The organism is Marinomonas sp. MED121 (genome assembly GCF_000153025.1).
Lineage (GTDB): Bacteria > Pseudomonadota > Gammaproteobacteria > Pseudomonadales > Marinomonadaceae > Marinomonas.
On record NZ_CH672434.1, the window covers coordinates 174069 to 197833 of the forward strand.

A 23765-nucleotide genomic window follows, 5' to 3' on the forward strand; every position below is an offset into this window, starting at 1 on the left:
AAAAACATCTGGCTAGCCTTTAAGGTGTGAGTTTAAAAGCTAGTCATAGCCCAAAACTAGCTTAACCAAGGGCTAACGATATTTATGCTTTTAGTATCGAAGTCTATTTCGACCTGAGTGCCTATTGGCATGATTAACATAGGGTGAGTATGACAAGCATCAAAGTCATAAAGAATCGGTAAAGGCTTATCTCCTAAGACTTCTAAAAGGTGATCAATAGGTTGTTTTTTGCTGCCCTTATCATCAAAAAGTTCATGTTTGCCTAAAATAATTGCTTTCACCTTATCGAATACGCCACACAGTTTTAAATGGTTAAATGACCTTTCTATTTGTGGGCTAGACAATAATGCATCTTCAATGAGAAGAATATCCCCTTGCTTTATCTCTGGCATTTAAGGGCTGCCCCAAATGCCCGATAACGTATTAAGGTTACCGCCAATTAGCCTACCTCTATATTTGCCTTTACCAAGAAAGTACCAATTATTTAAATTGAGCGCCTTTGCTTTGGTTTGAGACTCCCAGTCAATAAAGCTATCTGTCCATCTAGTCGGCATCTTATAGTGATAAGGTAATTTCGGTGGCTGACATAATATTTCATCAAATGAATTAAAGGTTTCATCGACTAAGGGTGGGAACTCACCAAAGGATGCGACCAAAGCGGGCCCATAAAACGTCACCAAACCGGTTTTTTCATAAATGCCTAATAAGAGTGCCGTAACGTCAGAATACCCCATTATTATTTTAGGGTTCTTAATCAGTGCTGAGTAATCAATAAAGGGCAATATCGCATTGGCGTTGTAGCCCCCAATCGTGGAAATTATAGCCTTTACTTCTGGGTTACGAATTAACTCATTTAACTCTTCCGCTCTTGCTAGAGCATTTGCTGAACGGTAATAATCGCTTTTATTTGTTAGCTTTCCTGGTATGAGTGTAAAACCTTTGTTCTCAATGAACTTCTTTGCTCGCTCGAAGCGTTTTGGCGCAAAAACGGTGGCAGGTGAAGAAGGAGAGAAGAACGCGATTTTATCACCTAACTTTAATTTTTCAGCTTTTAATGTTTTATTTTCTACTTTGCCTAACATTCATCTTCCTTGTTGAAATCAGTTATCTATGAGAATTGAATTAAAACCTAATTTGTTTGTCTTTATAAGCGTTATAGAAGGACTATTTCTAATTAACTTTTTAACCAGAGTAAATAATAAAACACAGGAAAGGACATCCAATGCAAAAAAGACTGATATTTCTATGTTTAATAAAAAGTGTGTTTTTAAGCCAATTAACTTTTGCAGGTAAACTTGAAAATACCGCTTATACACTTGATCGTGATGATGGATCTAGCATCACCTTTTATCTGAAAAAACTACCTAAACCAACTGAAAACTTACTCCTACTCATTCAAGGATCCGACTGTAATAGTGTTTATCACAACAACACTATTAATAACGTTTTCTCTGCGAGTTTGAAGGATAAAGATGTATTAACCATAGAAAAATATGGCATTGATAAAAGCCTTAGTTGGAATACTGACAGCGAGCGTAACGACTGTCCACAAAACTACATAGATCAAGACTCTCCATCTCAAAGAGTAAAGGATATTCAGCAGGTTTTAGAGCATGTTATGGCCGCTAAGCAGTATAAAAACTTGGTTGTTTTAGGTGGAAGTGAAGGGGCCTTGGTGGCGAATATGTTATCAGCTCAATTTGAGAAAGTGACTCATACTATTGCCATTAATGGTGGCGGAAGATGGTTTCTAGATGATGTTCTTTATAATATTGAACACACTTCGATGGATGGAAGTGATGAGTCACAGAAACAGGGTTTTATAGGTTTTACTCAACATATTTTAAATAGCCCTAAATTTGATCTAACTATGAGTGGTCATGGCTATCGCTGGTGGCGTGAAATGCTTGAAATAGATCAAACTGAGGCGATTAGGCAGATAGATAATCCTATATTAATTATTCAAACTGAAGATGACCAAAATGTGTCTCCAAAACTTGCCTTGCAACAAGCGCAAATTTTAATGGCAACCAAGGATAATATCTTATATAAAGCCTATCCAAATTTAGATCATGGTTTTAAACGAGCAAGCGGTGTTTCAGAAGCCCATCGTGTCGTTGGTGATATACAATCTTGGCTTAATCAAACTCTTGATTGAATAAAAGCAGTTGTAAACAAATTTAAGGATGAAGGAAGTGAAAGAAGGTAAGGCGTTTTTAGAGTCTAAAAGACTGAAACTAAGGCAATGGCAAGAAAGTGATTTAGTCGCTTTTGCCAAACTCAATAGCGACCCTAAAGTCATGGAATTCTTTCCAAACCCATTAGACAGAGCGCAAAGTGATAAGCTGGCAGAAGGTTTAAAGGCAAATATTAGCGAAAATGGCTATGGCTTTTGGGCACTTGAATTAATAGAGAGTCATACCTTTATCGGCTTTGTTGGATTAAATAAAGTAGAAATTGGAACAGGTATTCCTCGTGCTCCTATGGTTGAGATAGGTTGGCGTTTAGATGCAAATCATTGGGGCAAAGGCTATGCACCAGAAGCGGCGAAATTAGCACTAGCATATGCTTTTAGAGAGCTAAAACTAGATGAGGTATATTCCTTTACCAGTCTATTAAATGAACCCTCTCAAAGAGTGATGCAAAAGATAGGTATGCAAAATACGAATCAAGATTTTGACCATGAAAAGTTAGAAGAAGGCCACAGGTTAAGACGCCATTGCCTATATAAAATAACGGCTGAAGATTGGCAAAAATAATGGTTATTCTTCTTAGTGTTATAGGTAGCGTATTTGAAATAGGGAAAAATTAGTAAATTAAAACAGCAACTTGCCATCCTTGTGCTAGCCTTAGTTGAATCGATTGCTAGGGGATGTTGATGAAGTACCTATCTTTAGTTTTTATGCTCTTTTTTTCTTGGCCACTTTTTGCTCAAACTCATGACATATTAGACTTAACACAATCCTGGGTTGGATATACCGCTCTTGGGATATTTGCTTGTGCTTATGTTTTTGTCATTTTTGAGGAGCAATTAGGCTTACGAAAATCGAAACCTGTGTTAATTGCAGCAGGTTTAATTTGGATACTATTGGCTTATGTGTACAAGGTATCGGGTAAATCCGATCATATTGAAGATGCCATTCGGCATAATTTCTTAGAATACACTGAGCTATTTTTCTTTTTATTGGTGGCAATGACTTATATAAACGCCATGTTAGAAAGAGGTGTCTTTGCTCAACTTCGTAATTGGCTTATAAATAAAGGTTATTCTTATCGTTCTTTATTTTGGGTCACGGGTATTCTCTCGTTTTTTATATCTCCAGTCGCGGATAACCTAACTACGGCTTTAATAATGTGTGCTGTGGTGATGGCGGTCGGAGAAGGCCACAGTAAATTTATTGGCGTAGCTTGCGTTAATATTGTGGTTGCTGCAAATGCTGGTGGAGCCTTTAGTCCATTTGGCGACATAACGACACTTATGGTGTGGCAAAAAGGCGTGATTGCCTTCACTGGTTTTTTTGATCTCTTTATCCCGTCACTTGTTAACTACCTAGTGCCCGCCTTTATTATGCAATTTGCAATTGCTAAAGGCTGTCCTATGTCTTCCGTTACCAGTGAAAAGGTGATGAAGTTTGGAGGTGGTACAACGGTATTATTATTCCTTCTGACCATCTTAACGGCCATTTGCTTACATAGTTACCTTCATATTCCGCCCGTATTTGGCATGATGTTAGGCCTTGGTTATTTAAAACTATTCAGTTTTTACTTAATGCGTAAATCGAGTCAATGGACCCAGCAAACTGATAACCCACCTGGCTCAGAAAATGATCCCTATAACTTTGATGTATTTGATAAAATTGCCCAATCAGAGTGGGACACGCTATTCTTTTTTTACGGCATTATTCTCGCTGTCGGTGGTTTAGGATTAATCGGCTATTTAAGTCTTACTTCGACCTTTTTATATGGTGAACTGGGCGCAACTCAGGCCAATATCTTAGTCGGGATACTGTCGGCGATTGTCGATAATATTCCTGTCATGTTTGCTGTGTTAACCATGGCGCCAGAGATGTCATACAGCCAATGGCAGTTAGTCACTTTGACCGCTGGGGTAGGTGGTAGTTTATTATCCATAGGGTCCGCAGCTGGGGTGGCTTTAATGGGGCAGGCGAGAGGTCAATATACCTTTTACTCTCATTTAAAATGGACACCTGTCATTGCCCTAGGCTATGGGGCCAGTATTTATTGCCATTTAATGATAAATGGATAAAACCCAAATAGTGGGGCTTTATCCAAAGGTTTAAGTATTTTTAGACTTTAAAACGCATGACAAGCTTGTTTAATTCATTGGATAGTCCCGTTAATTCCTGGCTACTATCGGAAAGACCATTTGCCATATCAAGGCTAGCATCAACAGAGCTTTGAATCTCGGTTGCATTGCGGCTAATTTCATTCACCGCAATAAGTTGTTGTTCAGTCGCAACAGCAACTTGATGATTGGTTTCGTTCATTGACACAATTTGTTCGGCTATTTTGTTAAGCGAAGCGGTTGATTGCTGAACAGACTCAGCACCTTCAACGGCTTTAGTTCGGCCATTTTGAGAGGCTTTCAAGGCTTTACTAGCCTCAGATTGTAATTGGTTAATCATATCTTGGATTTCATCCGTTGATTGCGCTGTTCTTTGTGCAAGTGCACGCACTTCGTCAGCCACAACGGCAAAGCCTCGACCTTGTTCTCCAGCGCGCGCTGATTCAATGGCGGCATTTAATGCAAGTAGGTTCGTTTGTTCTGAGATGTTTCGGATGACTTCTAAGATACTGCCAATTTGATCTGTCTTTTTCGCTAACTCTGAGACAGTTTGGTTAATTTGATCACTTTCATCGGCTAAATTTTCAATAATGTTTTTAGCTTCAGAAGCAAGCTTTAACCCTTCGTTGACTTCAGTGTTAACCTGGCTGGCCGCTTCTGCTGCTTGAGAGGCATTGTTTGATACTTCGCGTACCGTTGCTTCCATTTCTGTAATTGCTGAGACGACTTGAAGAGTGCGATCACTTTGTAACTTAGCGTCTTTACGGACTCTATCAGATGTTGCAGAAATGCCTTGTGACGCTTGATTTAACTTATCACTGTCTTGCATGACCTGTTTAACAAGGTATTGAATCATTTGTACAAAGTTATTAAAACCTTTACCTATATTGGCAATCTCTAAAGCGCCATTAGTATTCAGCCTATGGCTAAGGTCGCCATCACCTTCTCCTATCTCTTTAAGATTATCTGCAACTGTGCCTAATTGGAAAACCAGCTTAGCAGCAATGATTGAAGCGACAAGGGCACTAATGACACTTAAAATAATGCCTAACACCAATAAAATTTGTCCCATATTTGTGACGGGACCATAAATAGAATCGTTAGGGATTTCAGCAATGAGATACCAGCCCATTGATGGTAAGTAATGACTAGCAATAACGCTATGGCCATTATCTAGGATGTTAAGTTGTGACCCTTGCTGCAGCAAAGCGGTGCTCGTTTGAGTATCGTAAAGCGTATTAAGCTTAGCTGTCTCGAGTAGCTGCTTGTTTTTATGCACTTTAACTTTGCCGTTCTCATCAACGAGGTAAACAAAACCTGTGTTACCAATTTTAAAGTTTTCTAGGTAGTTCGTCATATGATCGAGTTTCATACCAAAGCCAGCTAAACCTCGACCATTTAAATTTTGGTAGTTGGTAAATAAGATAACACTATTGCCATCTTCACTCGTGCTGATATTCATGTTTGACTCTTTACCTGATTGGGTAAAGTTAAAGAACCAATCATCTTTGCCTGGTTTTAAGGTCCTTAAAAAACCGTTTTGATCCCAGTACTTACCTGTTTCTCGATCGGCCCAAGAAGCCACTTCTAAACCAAACTGCTGTTTTATATCTTGAAGAAGATTTACGAGATGTTGTTCTTCTTGTTTTGGATAATCCTTTTTAACCCAATTTAGAATAAAACGATTGTTTGCTAATGTTTTTGCAGTGGCTTTTAAAAGCTCAATTTCACCATCGATTTCACTTTTTATTTGGGCCACCTGAGCAGGAATTTCTGACGTCATTACCCTGTTTAGTAACACACTTTTTGCTTGATAAAAGCTAAGCAGCCCCATGGTTGTTGTTGTGATAATTACAGCAATCACAAAAGCTAAAATGAGCCTAAGTTTTAACGTCATAATGTACTCCTAGCAATAAAGAGGCCGACCATATTTATTAACATAAGGAATCAGGTTTTGATTTAGGTCATTGAAAATTATGGTGGGTGAGAAATAAAAGCTTAGCGAGTATGAAGAATTAAAACAATCTGACCGAGTGGTCATATATATTGCTGGCCTCTTGTTTCTTTCAGCGAAAATCATAACTTAGTTAGTAATATCAATTGCTTAGTTTGTTTATTAGGAAAAAGTAATGAAATGTAAAAGAATTGATAAAGAAAACTAGTTAAAGAATTCTTTTTTCATTTCTGTGCTAAAAAACGTTAATCGTGCCAGTTGCTGTTGGCTAGATTAGGTTTGCTAGATAGTAATTATTTTAGAAATTAACTTATTAAGATGAATATACGGACTAAAAATTTTGTTAATGCATAACCAGTTTATGAGCTTTTTACCTTCGAAATTGAACATTTATTGAGCTTATTAACTAGTGAATCTGATTCAGTAGTAATTAAAAAAAGTGTCTTTTAGAGTAAATGTCAGCTTTTTTTGATGACTTTGTCAGTTTGTTGTGATTTGGATGTTGCAATTAATTAACCCTTTAAGGGTATAAATGGAGATTGATTGAGTGATCAGAAAAGCTAACTAAGCGAATGTTTCTTATTGCTTCAGGGCTCAAAAAGTCATGAAAACAATAGGAATCAATTATTCAAACCAGATGGATAGGTAGTATCAAATGACACTTAATAAAATAACAGCTGCGATATGTACTTTACTGGCATGCAATCTCTATGCAGAAGAGAAACAGTCTTGGATTGTGACTGATGGAAGCAATGAGAAAACAGTGACTCAAATGAAAATAATGGGCTCTGCTGCAAATATAGAAAATATATCGAGTACGAAAGGTGTAAACATTTATAAAATGAATAGCTCAGATGCAGCGACTTTTTCTAAAATGTTACATGTGAATAATCATAGATGTGGTGGTTATACTAGCCATAATAGTCTTGAAGAAGCACAAGCAGCACTGGCTCAAGTGCAAGCCTCTGAAGCGGATACTTTAATTGCAACAAGTTATAGCATTAATAATTCAGCAAACGTTACTCCTATGGTTAATGCGGTAAATGCATCAAACATTGCAATGACAATTGAGCATCTATCTACTTCATATACTAACCGTTTTTATACAACAAGTTCAGGGTTAGAGTCAGCACAATGGATTCATGATAATTGGGCGTCTATAGCATCAAGTCGTAGCGATATCTCTGTTGAATATTTCGAACATTCAGGCTGGGGTCAGCCTTCTATTATTCTGACAATTAATGGTACTGACGACACTGATGAAGTGGTTGTACTAGGTGCTCACATTGATTCGACTGTAGGTAGTTCAACCGGTGAAGGTACCTATGCGCCAGGTGCCGATGATGATGCTTCTGGTGTTGCTGTTTTAACAGAGGCCTTAACGGTTCTTGTCGATCAAGATTATCATCCGCAAAAAACCATTAAAATTATGGGTTATGCCGCCGAAGAGGTTGGCCTATTAGGTTCTGATGCCATTGCCAAGGATTTTAAGAATCGTGATGTTAATGTCATCGGTGTTATGCAATTGGATATGACAAACTTCCATGGTTCATTTGAAGATATTACTATTTTCACGGATTACACTAACAGTGCTCAAAATAGCTTTGTGGTTGACTTAATTGACACTTACCAAAATATTGAAGTGGGGTATTCAAGCTGTGGTTATGGTTGTTCTGACCATGCTTCTTGGTATCAGCAAGGTTATGCTGCATCCATGCCATTTGAAAGTAGCATGAGTGATATTAACCCTAATATTCATACAACACGGGATACCTTGGCGAATAGTGATGCCAATGCCACAACCTCTGTGCCTTTTACAAAGTTGGCTCTATCTTATATGGGAGAGCTCGCAAAAGGGAGTATCGGTGATAATCCAAACCCTGAAGAGCCTAGTGTAGAAACAATGAGCTTCTCTGGCAGTGTAAGCCGTAATGAAGATGATCAGTTAGGTTCTATTCCTGCTAAGGCCGGTACCAATGTCACTATTGAAATGACAGGGTCAAATGATGCTGATCTATATGTGGCATTAGGTAGTCAGCCTTCAACCAGTAATTGGGATTGCCGCCCTTATGAAAGTGGCAGCGCTGAGTCTTGCTCTATTACGGTACCTGCTAATGGTACTGATCCTTATTTGATGGTGAGAGGCTATAGTGTGAGATCATCTAGTTATGATGTTACCGCTACTTATACGCCAGAATAACTTGACCTATTCGCATTGAGAGTTAGTTTTTTAAAGCAATAAAAGACTCCTATAAGCGAAAGTAAAACAAAAGAGCACCTTACTTTGTAAGGTGCTCTTTTGTTTAAGTTAAAAATACTTAGCAAAACCTGATAGTAAGTTCGGCAGAAAAGTGAATCGACTGATGTTTTGCTGAAGCAGGATAATTGAATTAGCTTGACCGAAGATGCAATTGCATGGAGACTTTCTGCAACAATATTTCACAATAGGAGCTTGCTTGGTGCATAAAGAAACCATAAATTGGGATGATGTTAAATTCTTTTTAGCTTTAAGTCGTTCAGGTAGTGCGAGGTCGGTGGCAGAAGAGTTTGGGATGAGCCATTCAACGATTTCTCGTCGTATTGATCAGCTAGAAAAAAGTCTAGGAAGTAAGCTTTTTAATCGAAATGTGTCTGGCTATCAGATGACAGAAGATGGTTTGGCCTTATCTCACTACGCTAAAGAAGCAGAAGAGGCGATGAAAGGTGCAGAACAAGTTCTAATGGGAAAGGATGCAAAACTAGTTGGGAATCTGCATTTAACTACGCCTGATGTAATAGCCAATAAACTTCTTATGCCTGAGCTTGCAAGTTTTAGCCAAGAGTTCCCTCAAATTAACTTAAATATCACCGTTTCTAGCAATCGCTTTAATCTATCTCGTTATGAAGCTGATATTGCGATCCGTTTTATTGAAAGAGGTGGTGTGCCTCCAGAAAACTTAATTGGACGTAAATTATCAGATGTAGCAACGTGTTTATATGCAACGCCAGCCTATTTAGCTGAACATACTTTGCAAGGTGAATCTATTACTGCACGTTGGCTAGGTTGGACCGCTGAAAAGCAGCCTGATTGGGTGTTAAAATCACCTTATCCTGATGTGCCTTGTATTCATACATTAAACCAAGGCTTACTTCATCTAGAAGCCGTTAAAGCTGGAATGGGGATGGGGATGTTTCCTTGTTTTTTAGCTGATAAATGTGATGAATTAATACGTATTCCTGGCGCTAAACCACAACTTACTTATGAAATTTGGCTATTGTCTCATCCTGATTATCGTGAAGTTGCAAGATTAAGACGTTTTAAGCAGTTTATCTTGGAAGTTTTTGCTAATAAACAAAACACCTTGATTAATTACAATTAATAAATAAGTATCTTGTCTTGAATCCTATAACCTGTAATTTGTAGGAGAAGCATAATGACAATTGATCGTGTGCTTTAGAGACTAACTCTAAGCAAATGCTATTTAGCTCATAAGATTAACTTAGAGTGATAGCAAGTTTTCTAAAGGGAAGTCGGTTGGAAAAATGCAATGCTATTACATATATTGATGTAAGGTTTGTGTCGTTAGCTAATTAAATTAGATAGAACTAATTCATGGTAACTGCACATTATTGATATATGCTTCAAAAATAAGGTTTTTGGTGATACAAAGCCTTTTTTTTTGCCACTGATAAACTCATAATTCTGGGGAGCCAATTATGCCAACAACAGGAACAAGTATGAAGTTAACCCCTTTGTACGGCGCTATATTGGAAGTGTTTGCTAGTAGTAAGCTTGTTTGTGATGAAAGAACGCCAAAAGAAAAAGTACAAGAAGAACTCTTTCCGCTAGCATGTGATTTTGGTGGGAAGGTAAACGATTTATATGATGGTATTAGTAATCTTGCAACAGGCAAAGACGGTTATTTGACCCAGGGTGTTGACCTTGTTTCTGCAACAATCGCTAAAATGAAAGAAAAGATTGTAGCTTATATAGATTTTTTAAAAATAGGGGAAACCTGTAGCGCTTTTTTAGATCGAATTTGCCAAGAAATATTTAATTTAATTCCTGAAGCGGTTAAAAAAATCATTGGTGAAATTGCACCGGGTTTAGGGGATATTAAAGAAGCCTCAACTCAGGTGATTAATGCGCTTAATAAGGTGTTTATTCGCATTAAAACAGAGCGCCTATCAGACCTTGCCAAGTACCCTGTTGCCAGTGATGTTATAGAGCGTATTCGTTCAGAAATTGCCAGTGTAGCCATTGAGTCAGGTGGTAGAGCATTATTTAGTACTGTTAAAGGTGCTGCTGCGATTGCGACAGCGGGTGGCTCTGCTGCCATTTCGGCTGTTGTAACCGCAGTTATAGAACTTTTCTTATTCTTTAAAGGCATCATAGATAAAGAAAAAATGCGTGAAAAGTTCAGAATGTTTGTGGTTGATTGCAATAAGATGAAAAATAAGCCTCTGACAGATCAAACTTTCAGAGTTTGGTTTAGAAAATCGATTACAGATATGCCTGTGCTGGCATCCTATGTCGTATGCATGCCTTCATTTGGTTCACCTTATAACTTCATTAATTTAATTGAAGCGAAAAAGGCTAAACCAACCAAAGCAATGAAAATGGGCTATTCCATTAAGAAGGCTAAAGCCTGGATCAGACGTAAAAAAGTGGGAGATTTTAGAGAGTATTGTCAGAAGTCCACTTATACCGCTTATCGTGATTTACAGTCAGAAGCTAAATCATTTATTTCAGAAGGCATTCAAATCACCAGTTCTAAACCGGGTGCTATGCAAGCGCTGAATGCTGCAAGAGGTGAAACTAACTTTATTCCTGGTACAGATCAGGAAGCCTTCGAGGCTGCCGTTAAAAAAATCAATCGCGATAATTTGAAAAATGGTACCACAGTCAAAAACTTTTTTGGTAGTCAAGTAAAGGGCATACCAGGCAAAGTTGCCGGTGCTGTTTCTGAAGGCGTAGGGGAGCTTCTTATTCCTGAGTAAGACCGATTAAAGCAAGATGAAAAGCCTGATGATATCAGGCTTTTTTTATGCTTATAAAACATCAATAAGGAAAGTTTGAAATTAGCTTGTCTCACTTAGAATAACAAAATTAAGGGGAATTGATTTTTATGAGCCGACTTACAAATGACTACTTTAAGCGGATTATACTAGCTAGTAACTTAAGCTAAGTTAATGTTATCTTTAGATATAATTTTGGCTAATGCCATTCAGTTTGAGACATCCACAGCTTAAGGAGTCAATGTCTTGCGACATAGAGCCTTGTTCATAATTTTTATTTTGACTGCGATATCTTCATTATCTCAAGCAGAGGTGTTGCGTATAGTGACGCCAGAATACCCACCTTATGAGTATACCGAGAATGGTAAACTAAAAGGTCTGGCTGTAAATATCATTAAGCGTAATTTTCAAGAAATGAATCAGCCCATCAGCATTGAGGTTTTACCTTGGGCAAGAGCGATGCGCTTTATCAAAGAGGGGAGTCGGGATGCCGTCTTTACTGCATTTAAGACGCCTGAAAGAGTGCGTTTCGCCGATTTTTCAAAGCAAGTTTTGATACAGCAATCTGTTTCTCTTTTTGTACGTAAAGATTCTGATATTCATTATGAAGGCGATTTGAGATCGTTAAGTGATTATAGCCTAGGGGTAGTGCGAAAAATTAGTTATGGATTAAGGCTTGATAGCGCGATTATGCGTAATAACTTTATTCGGGTTGAAGAAACAAATGAAGGAACCCAAAATTTTGGTCTTCTTTTAAGTGGCAGAGTAGATATGGTCGCTAGTACTCAATACGGTGGCTATCATATCTTAAAAAAGCTTGGTCGTTTAAATGAGGTCAAAGAGTTGCCTGTTATCGTGCAAGAGATTCCAAGTTTTATTGCTTTTTCTAAAATACGTAAATTAACCGATATGCGTGACCGGTTTGATTTAGCGATAGCGAAGCTAAAAGCGAATGGTGAATATCAAAAGATTATTGATGATTATTTTAAGCAATGAGCGTTAGAATGATTAAAATATATGGGAGCCAGCAATATCTCCTCTTAAAAGCAATTATTAATAGCGTGAAGCAATAAGAGCCTTCTATAGGTAAAGGTATGATAGATAAAGAAAATACAGGTTTAATGATTATTGATATTCAAGGCAAGCTTGCGGATATCATGTATGAAAAAGACAGTCTAATTGACCATATTTGCCTTTTGATTGAAGGGGCAAAGTTGCTTGGAATGCCAATTATCTGGGTTGAACAGTTACCTGATAAATTGGGCAAAACACATGCGAAAGTCGCTCAACATTTATCCGGTGTTGCCTATGCTAAATCAAGCTTTAGTGCACTAGGATCTGCTGACATCGAGCAGGCGATTGAGAATGCGGATAAAACAGATTGGATTGTTGCAGGTATCGAAGCCCATATCTGTGTTTATCAAACAGCGCGTGACTTGTTAGCAAAGAACTACAAGGTTCATGTTGCTACTGATGCGGTTAGCTCGAGAACAAAAGAGAATAAAGCATTGGGGATCAAGGCGATGCAGAGTGCGGGTGCGAAATTAACCGGTGCTGAAATGGCATTATTTGAGTTGCAGCAAAAAGCAGAAGGAGATGTATTTAAGCAGCTGATAAAACTTGTTAAATAAAACAAGAGTTTAGATGGGTAAATATCTAGTTAATATTTGCTTGTTTCATACTTGCTTAATGAGTGAGTATGAAACCTGCTTAATGGTGCTTATGGTGCTTATGGTGCTTATGGTGCTTATGGTGCTTATGCTGCTTATGCTGCTTGAGGAAGAATCTATAAATCTAGCTTTATCTGTAAATCAGTATCTTAAAAAATATGCTTTAGATTATCATCCACTGCCAACGTGCTTTAATCTTAATGTTTTTATGTTTTTATGTTTGATTGTTTTTATGCTTGATTGTTTTTATAGATTTCAATGTGAATTGGTCAATGACTTAATTTAAAACACACTTATTGTTGTATTAATAAATTCTAATAAAAAACACGATAAAAATAATGCATTAACTGAAAAGTCCATTAACTAGCATTTAAAAAAAGTGAGCTTTTAATACTAGTTAATGATTAATGTTTAATTCCGAAACGTTTAAAAGTTAAACCTTGCATTAACATACATGATTTCAAAGTCTGAATAGCCATCTCTTTCCCAAAACTCGATACCGCCACCAAATGCCATTTGAGGGTTTACATAAAAGCGGGCAGCTGTCGTATATCCAGTATATGGATCTTCATCAAACTTTAAACGCATCAATTTGCCATGGAATTCTAAGCTTTTTGACAGGGCAATGCGGACACCTAAATCAATTTGATTACCAACATCTTCTGAGCTATTAACTTCTGCTTCAACCACTTGAAAAGTACCATATAAGTCTGCAGCAGAACCCATTGGGGTGTGCATGCCTACGCCAAACTTTAAATAGTCAGTTTCGCTACTTGAGCTGTCATATTCTGTATTAGAAATTTCTAGGGTTGCATATACTTTACCTTCAATCTCATAACCACCTGAGAAACTGGTGTAATCTCCCTCTGTATCGCTGTCATCAACTTCGATATTACCAACTTGAAGGTCTATGTAGTTATAACTAAAATTAGACGCAGAAAGCTGTGCTGATCCCATTAAGGACGCAATTATTACTAATTGTTTAAATTTACTCATTGTATCAACTCCTACTCTTATTAAGGATATTATGCCTATTAGGCTGTTTTGATAAAAACAACTTAATAATAAAGAATACTAATTGCATTAAATGTGGAGAGATAAATGACGATAAGTTTAAAATGTCATAATATTGGGTTTTGTTAATATTACTAGGAGTTGTTTTTTGCTTTTTTGTTATGCCTTTTATGTTGTTTTTTTACATTTTTAGCACATAACCTGAAGATAAGTTGCCTCGATTATAAATAGAAATAAATTTTAGTTATGGTTTTTTTATATATTATTTATACGAAAAAAATAAAAAAATAAATTATTTAATCCTCTAAAAATTCACTCTTACTCCATTTTATACTGATAAGCGCTGTGGTTTTTGATTTACAGAGGTGCTTTGTTCATCATCAACTAAAATTAATAGGGGGTAATGATAGTATTTTTATGAATTGTATTCGTATCGTCATTTCGATTAGGTATGCTGTGAGTACGTTTTGCGAATAGGGACATGCTATGCAAGGATTAAAGTCATTACCTTTTACTCTTTTTCTCTTATTTTGCCCCTTACTTTTCGCCGATACTCTTAAGGTCATTGGCATTCCAGGAGCACCTTATCGTTTTTATGATAAGGACAATAAGCTCACGGGGTTTGATATTGAAATTCTTGATGAAATAATGAAAACACTCAATCTTGAGTATCAAGTAGAACTCATTCACTCTTCAACCAGATTGACTCAGATGTGGCACGATTCTGATGTTGATATGGTATTTACCTTATCTAAAAAACCACAGCGTTTTGATTTATTAACTTATGCTGAAGAATCCCATATCCATTTGAATTGGAATTTTTTTATTCTTAAGGAAAATATCGGAAAGATACATTACAACTCATACGCGGATTTAACTGGGTTAAGAGTCGGAGCAACAAACGGTTTTGCTTATACGCCAGATTTTTGGCAGGCAGCCAAGGAAGGGGTATTCACTTTAGATACGGTCGTGAATAATAACCTCAATCTTAAAAAACTTGTTCATGGTCGTTTTGATACGTATGCCAGTAATACAGTAGAAACCTTGTATAACGCAAAATTAGAAGGTTATGCTGATGATATTGTCTATCTAGAAAAGCCATTAAAGCAAAAGCCTTATTACAACACCTTTGTAAAAGCGTCAGATTATAAAAACTTAGAGGGTGTTATGAAGGGCTATAATCGTGAGCTAAAGGCGATGAAACAGGACGGTCGTTATCAAGCTATTTACCAATCATATTTTGGTCAAATAAGTGGCCGACAATGAACCATGCGCTATACAAACATTTTTATGGATGTAGAAATAAACTGATAGTATCTCTACATCCATACTTGATTAAATGACTAAGCGCTTTGAGTCTCAGCACTAATTTGCTCTAGTGCTTGTTTAAAGGTTTCCACTGCTTGACCACCATTGATGGCATATTTCTCATTGATGATGAAGGTGGGTACAGATGAAACACCCATTTGCTGTGCTTGTTCTTGTTCTGTTCTGACTTCATCGACATAAGCATTTGAAGACAAAATTCCTTTTGCCTCCGCGACTTGTAGGCCCACCTGAGAGACGACTTTTAATAAGGCTTCTTCATCATTTAAATAGATTTTATCGCTGAAGTGAGCTTTGAATAAGGCTAATTTTAACGCTGTTTGCTTCTGGTAGTTCTTAGACCAAGAGAGCAGGCGGTGACAATCAAAACTATTTATCATGATGCTATTTTGATCAAAGTTAAATTCAAACCCTGCTTGCTTTCCTATTTCTGTTAAGCGAGTGCGATTTTCCTCACTTTGTTGTTCCGTTTGACCATATTTTTGCATGATATGTTCTGATAAGTTTTGACCTTCAGTTGGCATGCTTGGATTCAGCTCAAAGGCGTGCCAACTAATCTCTGCGTTTAAATTTGGTGATAATTCTGATAAGGCTTTTTCTAAATTTTTATAGCCCACAACACACCATGGACACATCACATCGGACACAATTTCAATTTTTAATTGAGACATTATTCTAGCTCCAAAATTTGGTTTTATTCATCTAATACCCGTTATTCTAACGCCAGAAAATGTTGAAGAATTAGATTTAAATATGAATTCTTGTGTTACAAGCTGCATTTATATAGGCTTTTTAAAAATTTAACGGAGCAAATTATGGCAACCCCAGCAAGACGAGATATCCCAATTGGCGCACAAGTTAATATCGTTCAAAAGCAAGATCAGGGAAGTGGTCAACTAACCCAAGGAAAGGTGCAAAACTTACTTACCAAATCTCCTAGTCACCCCCATGGTATTAAGGTGCGTTTGGAAACAGGTGAAGTTGGCAGAGTACAGTCGCTTGCTTAAAGCCTTAATCTTGTATGGTTTGATAAAGTAAATTGAAGAAAATGAAACCCAATCCTAAGTTTGATTTATGATTGCCAACTTTTGTTCAAAATGTTAATTTAGCCGCGAAATTGCTTCGTATAATCCCAATGATATGGTTTGGGAGTTTCTACCAAGAACCTTAAATTCTTGATTATGAAGTCTGTAACTTTATGGCCAATACCTTGTTGATTGCTTAAGGCGTTGTGCGTTTGTATTAAAGATAGAGACTCATATGAATTATTTAGACCTGCCAAAAATTGATCTTCACTGTCACCTAGACGGTAGCGTTCGTCCCAGTACCATTATTGATCTTGCTAACAAACAAGGTATTAGCCTACCTAGCCAAGATATTGAGCAGATCAATAGACTTATGATAGCGCCAGAAACGTGCCCTAATTTACCTGAATACCTTAAACGTTTTGAGTTGCCACTTTCTGTTATGCAAACAAGTGACGCGTTAGAACGCATCTCTTATGAGCTATTTGAAGATGCCGCAAAAGAAAATGTTACTTATATGGAAGTGAGATTTGGCCCTCAGCTACACCAAGAAGCGGGTTTGAGCTTTGATGACATAATGCAAAGTGTTGTTGCTGGAATGAAGCGTGCCGAGTCAGATTACGCTATCAAAGGCAATTATATTCTCTCCATACTAAGGACCTTCCCTAAAGATAATATCAAAGCGGTGTTAGATGCAGGGGCAACTTATTTAAATAATGGCATAGTGGCCTTTGATTTAGCGGGAGCAGAGCTAGAAGGTTTTTGTCATGAGTTTGTTGAATATGCCGATTATGCTAAATCGCTTGGGTATCATATTACGATTCATGCCGGTGAGCAGGGGGTAGGCCAAAACGTTGAAGATGCGATACATTTATTAGGCGCAGAACGCATTGGTCATGGTATTGATATAAAAGATCATGACGTCGCTTATCAAAGTGTTAAACAAGGTGATATTGCCTTAGAAACTTGCCCCAGTAGTAATATCCAGACTAAAGCCGTAAAGAGTCTAGAAGAGCACCCTGTTCGTGATTTTTATTTAGATAAGTTGGCGGTAACTATCAATACGGATAACCGTACCGTGTCTAATACCACTATGACCCAAGAGGTGCAGAAGGTAATGGAGACATTTAATTTAACCTTAGGGGATTATTTAGGTATTTATCAGATAAGTGTCAATAAAAGCTTTGCTAGTCATGAGGTGAAGCGCCATTTATTAACGCACTTGTTGCCTTAAAAGATATCCCCACTTTTCAATACAGCGTGGAAAATGCCGCCACGCTGTATTGAATTAGCGATTTGCTAACTTTTATTGAATTTCAAAGCTCCGACTTTTGCCTGAATAGCTATTAATTGACCCTGACCACCCACTTTTCCAATGGCCTTGGTGGCGAATGCGATAGGTACCTGATGGCATATCATCAGCTATGGTCCACTCTAACTTAGCATAAGAGCATGCAAGACAATCTGCATCCGTATCTCGTATCCAAACGAACAAGGTGTCAGCATCATTTTCAGTTAAAACGGTTTGCCAGTTATTATTGACCTTTTGTTGCACCTCAAAGAAGGCTTCCATGGTTTTGAAGTTATTTTGAGGATGGCCTGATCTAAATTTCACGCTAACAGTCTCCCCAGTTTGATATTGAGAGTTAGCATCCTTTTCTGTATCACCAAAAGACTCCCATAGACGCTTATCATCATAAACAACGCCTATGGAATAAATAACTTGCTCATTCTCGCGATTTACTGGCGTTGGTCCATGGCTAACCGCCTCATCATTAACAAGTGCATTGGCTAAGCCTGAGTAAATTTGTCGATACGCAGCAAGGGAATCAGGTCCATATATAGTGTGCCCACCTTCGTAATATTGCTTATCATATTCTTCATTTGTCGTGATATAGCCTGAATAAGCATTGGCAAGGCCTGCCATAACCACATGCTCAATACCTTTTGGCGCGAGAATCGTCTCAAGGTCATTACGTAGGCGGCGAGCGGCCATGGTGGTCATTTCACCTGGAACACCAACGAGGGCGAGCTTGCCTAGTTGGAATAACTGGAAAGGTAGGGTGTCTGAATATAAATGGAAGGATTCATTTAAATCAGTGTTTACAAAAGTCGGTTTAGGATACTGACATTCATGGTGCTCATCGGAGCCTGCGGTAATGTTTGAGAAGGCATCGAGTAAACCTAATAGAGGGTAGCCTGCTAGCACATTTCCGATAAGGGTATCATTTTCATTCCAATAGCTGCCTTCATTATCTTGGGTCATTCCTTCAGAGACACCATCCATATTGGTGGGGCCATCCCAAGTTGCACCCGCAACAAAGGACCAGCCAACTGTGCCTTCACATACTGTTTTGTCTCCTTCGCCTGTGTATTGTCCTCTAACGGAAAGTCCTGGAAGTTTGACATACTGAAAACGATAATCCAAAGCGCCTGTTAAAGACTCACTGGCATTATCATAGAGGTTGAGTGCCTTATCAAACTGTTTAGTGGCAGACAGGAGCACATTTTCTTTAGTGGTTTGCTTGCAACCATCTTGGGCGCCACACACATTAGGGGATACATCACCTTCTTCACTGTTAGCGAAAGCCGCAACAAACCCCGTATTGTAGGGAGGTTGGGAGCCTTTTAAACTCTCAAAGAGTTGGCTTGCCATGCCTTTATTATCACCACTGATATAGCGATAAGTCTGAGGCGCAGAGACATTATGAACCGCAAACCAATCTATCATACCAATTTCAGTGCCATTATCCGCGACCAGTTTGAGCAAGGTCATGGTGTCATTAACATTGGTATCATAATTGTTCGCATCAGGGTTAGCGGCATAAATACTAGGATTTCGGTTAATACTGGCATCCGTTAATTTGCCCTGTGCAAATTCAATACTTCCTTGGGTACGTGAGTTAAACGCCAAAACAATTGACCGATAAATACCGTCGATAATGGTTTCGTAGTTGTCCTCATCATAGCCAAGCGCACTGAGGTTAAGCATAATATTATGATCATAACCGCCAGGCCCCACATGAGTATGGGTTGCTGTTAGCATAATATTTTTTTCATTTAAATAGAGTGAAAGTACGGGGTCTGCTGCAATTTTGGCCATTACCCCTTGATGCACACTTTGGGTGATGCTTTGAAGATCGGCACTGACAAAAATAACAAACTTGTCATCAGCAGCGCTGCCCAATGTAAATGCCCGTGACCACAGGCGGGTAAAAATACCTTGTGTTGTCTGGCCTGTGTCACCATAGCCAACCATGCCTCTGTCTGCTGCAGGGCCAGTGATGTCATAAATGCCACTGCCAATCATCCAATCACCTGCATAGGCATTCTGAGACGGTATTAGGCTGGCAGTTGCTATCATACAACTTAAGCTAAGAGGGGTAATTAACGAAGAGATTCGATTCATAGGATTTCCAAAGGCATTAGCCATTTATTGTTATTAGGTATGGAGAGGGTTTAATTAACCCTTATCTATGTTGCTTCCTTATTTCCTGCTTAAGTGCTTAATAAATAGATAAAATAAAGGAGCATTTGGCAAATTACGGGACAAAATTTGGGTTTGATATTACTCTGTATTACAAAATGTAAATAACTATGGGTAATTTCTATATAAGTTGGTGATAAATATGCGTAATTTCTTTTCTGAGGTATAGGCTCATTATTTTTTTTATTGGCATGAAAAAACTTGAGTATTAAAGCAACTAAATTTAGCTTTAATACTCAAAGTTTTAGATATAGAAAATATCTATTAGATAAATTTATTGGTTTATTTAAAATTAATAGCTCACAGATATCAAAGGATGGTTATGTTTAACTCAATTTCAATCTCTCGTTCACTGCAAATTACCTTCTTGGTGTTATTTGTATCTGTTGTGGCTTTAGGTGCTTATTCCTCAGGAGCAATAAAACAGGTTAAAAACCAATTTACCTATGTGGTTGAGCGAAATATAACCCTCTTATCAACCGTTTCTGATTTACGTTATTACACAGTAACCTACCGTCGTTTTGCATTGGACTATGGCTTAACTGAGTCAAAAACTGAGCATATGAAAATTCTGCAAACAATTGCGGAAAACGAAGAGGCGGTTGATAACGCTTTACAAGACATGATGGGCCTCGCGAAGGACCCTTATGTGCACGAATATGTTGAAGAATACCGTGACCTTTTAACCAATTATAAAAAACAGCAAGAGAACTACATACGATTAATGGATGAAGGTTCGGTCATGCAAGCAAGAGAATCCATGCTGGGACCTATGTTAGCGCCCTTTAATGAGATCGTGGATTTATTAAGTGATATGCAGCTTTATATCGCTGATGATGCGTTTGAAATACAGCAAGAAGAAAGTCATAACTTAACTATGGCGACGAATGTCATTTTAATTGTATCCGGTATCGTTTTGTTGCTGGTTTTGGTATTGGCAAGAAGTATCATACGTAAGATTACCCAGCCATTAAATGTGCTAAACAAGCAAATGAAACAAGTTGAGAAAGGCGACTTGAGCCAAGAACTAGATCTCGCCATCTTTAAATCGGATGAACTTGGCCATGCTGCACAAGCGTTTGTTTCCATGCAAAATGGCTTGATTAAACTGGTAGAGAGTTTGTGTATTAGTGTTGAGCAATCTAAGCAAACCTCTGTTGAATTAACCGGGCAAGTGCAAACAACCTTAGCGGGAGTCAAACAACAAGATAATGAAATATCGACTGTCGTGGTTTCCGTTGAGCAGATTAGAAACAGTGTGGTTGAGGTCGAAGAAAATATTTCTCATGCTGCGAATAGAGCAAAAGAATCTCGTGGTATTGCAACCCTTAGCCAATCAACAGTGTTAGAAAGCGTGGAAGAATCCAATACTATGGCAACGTCTATTGCTAATGCAGCAGATGTTATCGAAGCACTGAGAGCGGATACTGAAAATATCACTAAGATTTCTGAAGTGATTATGTCAATCGCTGATCAAACTAATTTATTAGCTTTGAATGCGGCGATTGAAGCGGCGAGGGCCGGTGAAGCGGGTAGAGGTTTTGCTGTGGTCGCAGATGAAGTTCGTCAACTTGCTCAAAAAACCCAAGCCTCTATTGATGAAATTAATACTACCATTTCCTCTTTGCAAACCCGATCGTTAGATGCGGTTAATATTATGACTCAAAGCCGTGATCAGGTGACTAAAGGGGTTGATAAAATAAATACCGTTGCTTCTTCAATTAACGACATTATGCTTGCCTGTGCCGAAATTTCTGATATGAATGGCACTATCTTAGGGGCTACGCAGCAGCAAAATCAGGCGATAGGTAACCTGTTTAATTCTTTTACAGGTATCAAAGACGCCTCGCAGGAAATTTCAGATAATGCACATGCAATGGAAGATAGTTCAAAAAATCTAGATCAGAATAATGCTGAGCTAGGTGGGGTGATGGCTTTTTTCAAACGCCCTGTTAAGAAAATTGAAATAGAATCAGACTAAACTCTATAAAAGTAGGTGTGATAAGGCTCGATATATCTTATATATCGAGCCTTTTTTATTTGATCATTTAATGAGGGTCGAACATGAAATACCTTATATTAACGGATATTTTTGGACTATCAGTGTGGACCGATGCGTTAAAGCTAACGTTAGAAGACGCGGGTCATCATGTGATGATGTTTGACCCATATAAAGGTAAATATCTAGAGCTGCAAGATGAAAGTAGCGCTTATGATGCTTTTTGCCAGCATTCTACTCATGATAACTACTATCTTGATGCCTTAGGTGAGGTCAAACGCTTTGCACCTGACACCTTAATTGGCTTTAGTGCAGGAGCAAGCGCCGCTTGGCGTATTGCGAACGTAAAGGGGCTAAGCCTGAGCCAAATCCACTGCTTTTATCCTTCACAAATTCGTTACTTTCATGACCTTAGCCCTAAATATTCTTGTCAGCTTATTCTACCGAGTTTTGAATCTAGTTTTGATGTTGCTGCAATGGGCGAGTATTTAAAGGGGCGCGCTAAGCTTGAGATTGTTATGAGTGAATACGGGCACGGTTTTATGAACCCACTCTCTGCAGGCTATGAGAAACAAGCTGAGACATATTGGCTAGCTTACTTGTTAGATAAGCCCGAATAGGTTTGGTCTAGATAAAATGCCTGAGATTTGATTAAAAGGAATAGCCACTTTGATAGCCATCCCTTCTATCCCATCGATTATTAGGGATCCCGCGAATAAGTCACTTTTTCAGCAAGACCCGTCGGGATTGGTCTAAAACCCTATCTTTTGGTTGAGGCGCTTATCAATAGCATCACTCTTAAGTTGCGCCTCTTGCCATAAATTGAGTTGCTTTATTCGCACGCTCAGCGAGAGGGGGTATTCGCCGCTTCCCGCGTCATGAGACTACAGTTTTACAATCAGTTTGCCTTTATTCTCACCGGTAAAGAAAAGGTTTAATCCATCAATTGACGACTCTAAACCTTCGAGCACGTGTGCTCGATATTTAATTTTGCCTGAAGTGACATAAGGGGTTAATTTTGCCAATAGGGCAGGTACTTCCGCAAAGTGGTCAGGCATGGTAAACCCTTGAATGGTTAAGCGGCGTTTTACGACATTTATCCAATTGGGACCAGGGCTAGGTTCTGCTTTACTATAATCGGCAATCATACCGCACACGATTACCCGGCCATGGGCATTCATACGATCAATAATCAAGTTTTGAATTGGACCCCCTGTATTTTCAAAATATAAATCAAACCCTTGTGGCGCAATCTCTTCAAGCTGAGCTGCCAGATTGTCAGATTTGTAGTTTATGGCAGCATCAAAGCCTAATTCATTGACGATCCAATCTGCTTTTTCATCTGTTCCCACGACACCTATAACGGTTAGGCCGTCCGCTTTGGCTAATTGACCAACGAGTGAACCAACCGATCCCGCCGCGCCTGTGATGATAATAGTTTCACCTGCCTTAGGTTTGCCTATATTAAATAGCCCTTGGGTTGCTGTAATGCCTGGTAAGGCGAAAATAGATAATATCGCTTCATCAGGTAAGGGGGCTTCTACTTTGTTCATCCCCTGACCATCGGTTAAATAGTATTCCTGCCAGCCCATAAGACCTGTGACTCTATCACCCACTTTAAAGTCAGGATGTTTAGATTCTACTACTTCACCTATGCCAGAGCTGCGCATAACGTCGCCAAGGGCAACGGGAGGAATATAGCTATTAGTATCAGGGCTCATCCAACCAAACATAGCAGGGTCAAGAGAAAGGTGGTTCTGTTTTACTAAAAACTCCCCTTGGCTTAGTTTAGGTATTTCTTTGCTTACAACTTCAAATAAGTCGTTAGTAATTGGGCCACCGCTTGGGCGTTTAACTAGGTTAATTGCTTTGAAATAAGACATTATATTTCCTTCATCGTGTTTTATGTATATTGAGTTGCTTTAAACCGTGTTGGCTTGAGCAAATTTGCTATTACTTATTATTAATTAAATAAAACAGCGGATA

General features: G+C 38.3%; 21 protein-coding genes and 1 riboswitch. Of the genes, 14 read left to right on the forward strand and 7 right to left on the reverse strand.

Features of this window, described 5'->3' with window-relative positions; all coding sequences use genetic code 11:
* Positions 1-56: 56 nt before the first annotated feature.
* Both MED121_RS24565 and MED121_RS21910 read right to left on the reverse strand, forming a co-directional pair.
* The gene (locus MED121_RS24565) at positions 57-392 is read right to left on the reverse strand and encodes a microcin immunity protein MccF (protein WP_009835871.1); all 336 of its coding nucleotides are present in this window, start codon (positions 390-392) and stop codon (positions 57-59) included.
* Positions 393-1082 (reverse strand): S66 peptidase family protein, encoded by a 690-nt coding sequence (locus MED121_RS21910; protein WP_009835872.1) that lies wholly within the window; start codon positions 1080-1082, stop codon positions 393-395.
* Positions 1083-1222: 140 nt separating this feature from the next.
* Between MED121_RS21910 and MED121_RS21915 the strand changes: the two genes are divergently transcribed.
* The 3 genes from MED121_RS21915 to nhaD all read left to right on the forward strand — a co-directional run bounded on the left by MED121_RS21915 (position 1223) and on the right by nhaD (position 4267).
* Positions 1223-2158 (forward strand): prolyl oligopeptidase family serine peptidase, encoded by a 936-nt coding sequence (locus tag MED121_RS21915; RefSeq protein WP_009835873.1) that lies wholly within the window; start codon positions 1223-1225, stop codon positions 2156-2158.
* A gap of 37 nt (positions 2159-2195) precedes the next feature.
* A complete protein-coding gene (locus tag MED121_RS21920; RefSeq protein ID WP_242603243.1) occupies positions 2196-2759 on the forward strand; it encodes a GNAT family N-acetyltransferase in 564 nt (187 codons plus the stop codon).
* Between the two features lie 119 nt (positions 2760-2878).
* Positions 2879-4267 carry a sodium:proton antiporter NhaD gene (gene nhaD, locus MED121_RS21925; RefSeq protein WP_036181534.1) on the forward strand — a complete coding sequence of 463 codons (1389 nt, stop codon included), beginning with the start codon at positions 2879-2881 and terminating at the stop codon, positions 4265-4267.
* Positions 4268-4307: 40 nt separating this feature from the next.
* Here the strand turns inward: nhaD and MED121_RS21930 are convergent, their stop codons facing one another.
* Complete coding sequence (locus MED121_RS21930) at positions 4308-6203, reverse strand: methyl-accepting chemotaxis protein (protein ID WP_009835876.1); 1896 nt, start codon at positions 6201-6203, stop codon at positions 4308-4310.
* Positions 6204-6915: 712 nt separating this feature from the next.
* Here MED121_RS21930 and MED121_RS24775 point away from each other — a divergent pair.
* From MED121_RS24775 to MED121_RS21960, 6 genes are all read left to right on the forward strand, one after another.
* Entirely contained in the window at positions 6916-8460 is a 1545-nt protein-coding gene (locus tag MED121_RS24775) for a M20/M25/M40 family metallo-hydrolase (protein WP_009835877.1), read from the forward strand.
* Between the two features lie 259 nt (positions 8461-8719).
* Entirely contained in the window at positions 8720-9619 is a 900-nt protein-coding gene (locus MED121_RS21940) for a LysR family transcriptional regulator (RefSeq protein WP_050764641.1), read from the forward strand.
* A gap of 337 nt (positions 9620-9956) precedes the next feature.
* On the forward strand, positions 9957-11240 hold the full coding sequence (locus tag MED121_RS21945) for a hypothetical protein (protein ID WP_131471013.1): 1284 nt from the start codon (positions 9957-9959) through the stop codon (positions 11238-11240).
* A gap of 342 nt (positions 11241-11582) precedes the next feature.
* Positions 11583-12254: a transporter substrate-binding domain-containing protein gene (locus MED121_RS21950; protein ID WP_165474638.1), complete on the forward strand. Its 672-nt coding sequence runs from the start codon at positions 11583-11585 to the stop codon at positions 12252-12254.
* Between the two features lie 98 nt (positions 12255-12352).
* Positions 12353-12889 carry an isochorismatase family protein gene (locus MED121_RS21955; protein ID WP_009835881.1) on the forward strand — a complete coding sequence of 179 codons (537 nt, stop codon included), beginning with the start codon at positions 12353-12355 and terminating at the stop codon, positions 12887-12889.
* 13 nt (positions 12890-12902) lie between these two features.
* Complete coding sequence (locus MED121_RS21960) at positions 12903-13214, forward strand: hypothetical protein (RefSeq protein WP_009835882.1); 312 nt, start codon at positions 12903-12905, stop codon at positions 13212-13214.
* A gap of 140 nt (positions 13215-13354) precedes the next feature.
* Here the strand turns inward: MED121_RS21960 and MED121_RS21965 are convergent, their stop codons facing one another.
* Complete coding sequence (locus MED121_RS21965) at positions 13355-13924, reverse strand: outer membrane beta-barrel protein (protein WP_009835883.1); 570 nt, start codon at positions 13922-13924, stop codon at positions 13355-13357.
* A gap of 504 nt (positions 13925-14428) precedes the next feature.
* Between MED121_RS21965 and MED121_RS21970 the strand changes: the two genes are divergently transcribed.
* On the forward strand, positions 14429-15208 hold the full coding sequence (locus MED121_RS21970; protein WP_009835884.1) for a transporter substrate-binding domain-containing protein: 780 nt from the start codon (positions 14429-14431) through the stop codon (positions 15206-15208).
* Positions 15209-15285: 77 nt separating this feature from the next.
* Here MED121_RS21970 and MED121_RS21975 read toward each other — a convergent pair whose 3' ends face one another.
* Positions 15286-15939, reverse strand: coding sequence for a DsbA family oxidoreductase (locus tag MED121_RS21975; protein WP_009835885.1), 654 nt, complete (start codon positions 15937-15939; stop codon positions 15286-15288).
* A 144-nt stretch (positions 15940-16083) separates the two neighbouring features.
* On the opposite strand from MED121_RS21975, the gene MED121_RS21980 reads away from it, so the two are divergent.
* Together MED121_RS21980 and add are read left to right on the forward strand one after the other, a co-directional pair.
* The gene (locus tag MED121_RS21980; RefSeq protein ID WP_009835886.1) at positions 16084-16275 is read left to right on the forward strand and encodes a YwbE family protein; all 192 of its coding nucleotides are present in this window, start codon (positions 16084-16086) and stop codon (positions 16273-16275) included.
* A 95-nt stretch (positions 16276-16370) separates the two neighbouring features.
* Positions 16371-16470: riboswitch (purine riboswitch) on the forward strand.
* Between the two features lie 58 nt (positions 16471-16528).
* The gene (gene add, locus MED121_RS21985) at positions 16529-17527 is read left to right on the forward strand and encodes an adenosine deaminase (protein ID WP_009835887.1); all 999 of its coding nucleotides are present in this window, start codon (positions 16529-16531) and stop codon (positions 17525-17527) included.
* A 72-nt stretch (positions 17528-17599) separates the two neighbouring features.
* On the opposite strand, the gene MED121_RS21990 is transcribed toward add, so the two are convergent.
* The gene (locus tag MED121_RS21990) at positions 17600-19702 is read right to left on the reverse strand and encodes a neutral/alkaline non-lysosomal ceramidase N-terminal domain-containing protein (protein WP_207382857.1); all 2103 of its coding nucleotides are present in this window, start codon (positions 19700-19702) and stop codon (positions 17600-17602) included.
* 400 nt (positions 19703-20102) lie between these two features.
* Between MED121_RS21990 and MED121_RS21995 the strand changes: the two genes are divergently transcribed.
* On the forward strand, positions 20103-21761 hold the full coding sequence (locus MED121_RS21995; RefSeq protein WP_036181536.1) for a methyl-accepting chemotaxis protein: 1659 nt from the start codon (positions 20103-20105) through the stop codon (positions 21759-21761).
* Between the two features lie 83 nt (positions 21762-21844).
* Positions 21845-22399: a hypothetical protein gene (locus tag MED121_RS23950; RefSeq protein ID WP_009835890.1), complete on the forward strand. Its 555-nt coding sequence runs from the start codon at positions 21845-21847 to the stop codon at positions 22397-22399.
* 264 nt (positions 22400-22663) lie between these two features.
* On the opposite strand, the gene MED121_RS22005 is transcribed toward MED121_RS23950, so the two are convergent.
* Entirely contained in the window at positions 22664-23662 is a 999-nt protein-coding gene (locus MED121_RS22005; RefSeq protein ID WP_009835891.1) for an NADP-dependent oxidoreductase, read from the reverse strand.
* Between the last annotated feature and the right edge of the window lie 103 nt (positions 23663-23765).

Coding starts and splice junctions, on each gene's coding strand:
- MED121_RS21955 (WP_009835881.1), top strand. CDS start 12,353: ATGATAGATAAAGAAAATACAGGTTTAATGATTATTGATATTCAAGGC.
- MED121_RS21910 (WP_009835872.1), bottom strand. CDS start 1,082: ATGTTAGGCAAAGTAGAAAATAAAACATTAAAAGCTGAAAAATTAAAG.
- MED121_RS24775 (WP_009835877.1), top strand. CDS start 6,916: ATGACACTTAATAAAATAACAGCTGCGATATGTACTTTACTGGCATGC.
- MED121_RS23950 (WP_009835890.1), top strand. CDS start 21,845: ATGAAATACCTTATATTAACGGATATTTTTGGACTATCAGTGTGGACC.
- MED121_RS21960 (WP_009835882.1), top strand. CDS start 12,903: ATGGGTAAATATCTAGTTAATATTTGCTTGTTTCATACTTGCTTAATG.
- MED121_RS22005 (WP_009835891.1), bottom strand. CDS start 23,662: ATGTCTTATTTCAAAGCAATTAACCTAGTTAAACGCCCAAGCGGTGGC.
- nhaD (WP_036181534.1), top strand. CDS start 2,879: ATGAAGTACCTATCTTTAGTTTTTATGCTCTTTTTTTCTTGGCCACTT.
- MED121_RS21995 (WP_036181536.1), top strand. CDS start 20,103: ATGTTTAACTCAATTTCAATCTCTCGTTCACTGCAAATTACCTTCTTG.
- MED121_RS21990 (WP_207382857.1), bottom strand. CDS start 19,702: ATGAATCGAATCTCTTCGTTAATTACCCCTCTTAGCTTAAGTTGTATG.
- MED121_RS21975 (WP_009835885.1), bottom strand. CDS start 15,939: ATGTCTCAATTAAAAATTGAAATTGTGTCCGATGTGATGTGTCCATGG.
- MED121_RS21915 (WP_009835873.1), top strand. CDS start 1,223: ATGCAAAAAAGACTGATATTTCTATGTTTAATAAAAAGTGTGTTTTTA.
- MED121_RS21970 (WP_009835884.1), top strand. CDS start 14,429: ATGCAAGGATTAAAGTCATTACCTTTTACTCTTTTTCTCTTATTTTGC.
- add (WP_009835887.1), top strand. CDS start 16,529: ATGAATTATTTAGACCTGCCAAAAATTGATCTTCACTGTCACCTAGAC.
- MED121_RS21965 (WP_009835883.1), bottom strand. CDS start 13,924: ATGAGTAAATTTAAACAATTAGTAATAATTGCGTCCTTAATGGGATCA.
- MED121_RS21980 (WP_009835886.1), top strand. CDS start 16,084: ATGGCAACCCCAGCAAGACGAGATATCCCAATTGGCGCACAAGTTAAT.
- MED121_RS21945 (WP_131471013.1), top strand. CDS start 9,957: ATGCCAACAACAGGAACAAGTATGAAGTTAACCCCTTTGTACGGCGCT.
- MED121_RS24565 (WP_009835871.1), bottom strand. CDS start 392: ATGCCAGAGATAAAGCAAGGGGATATTCTTCTCATTGAAGATGCATTA.
- MED121_RS21930 (WP_009835876.1), bottom strand. CDS start 6,203: ATGACGTTAAAACTTAGGCTCATTTTAGCTTTTGTGATTGCTGTAATT.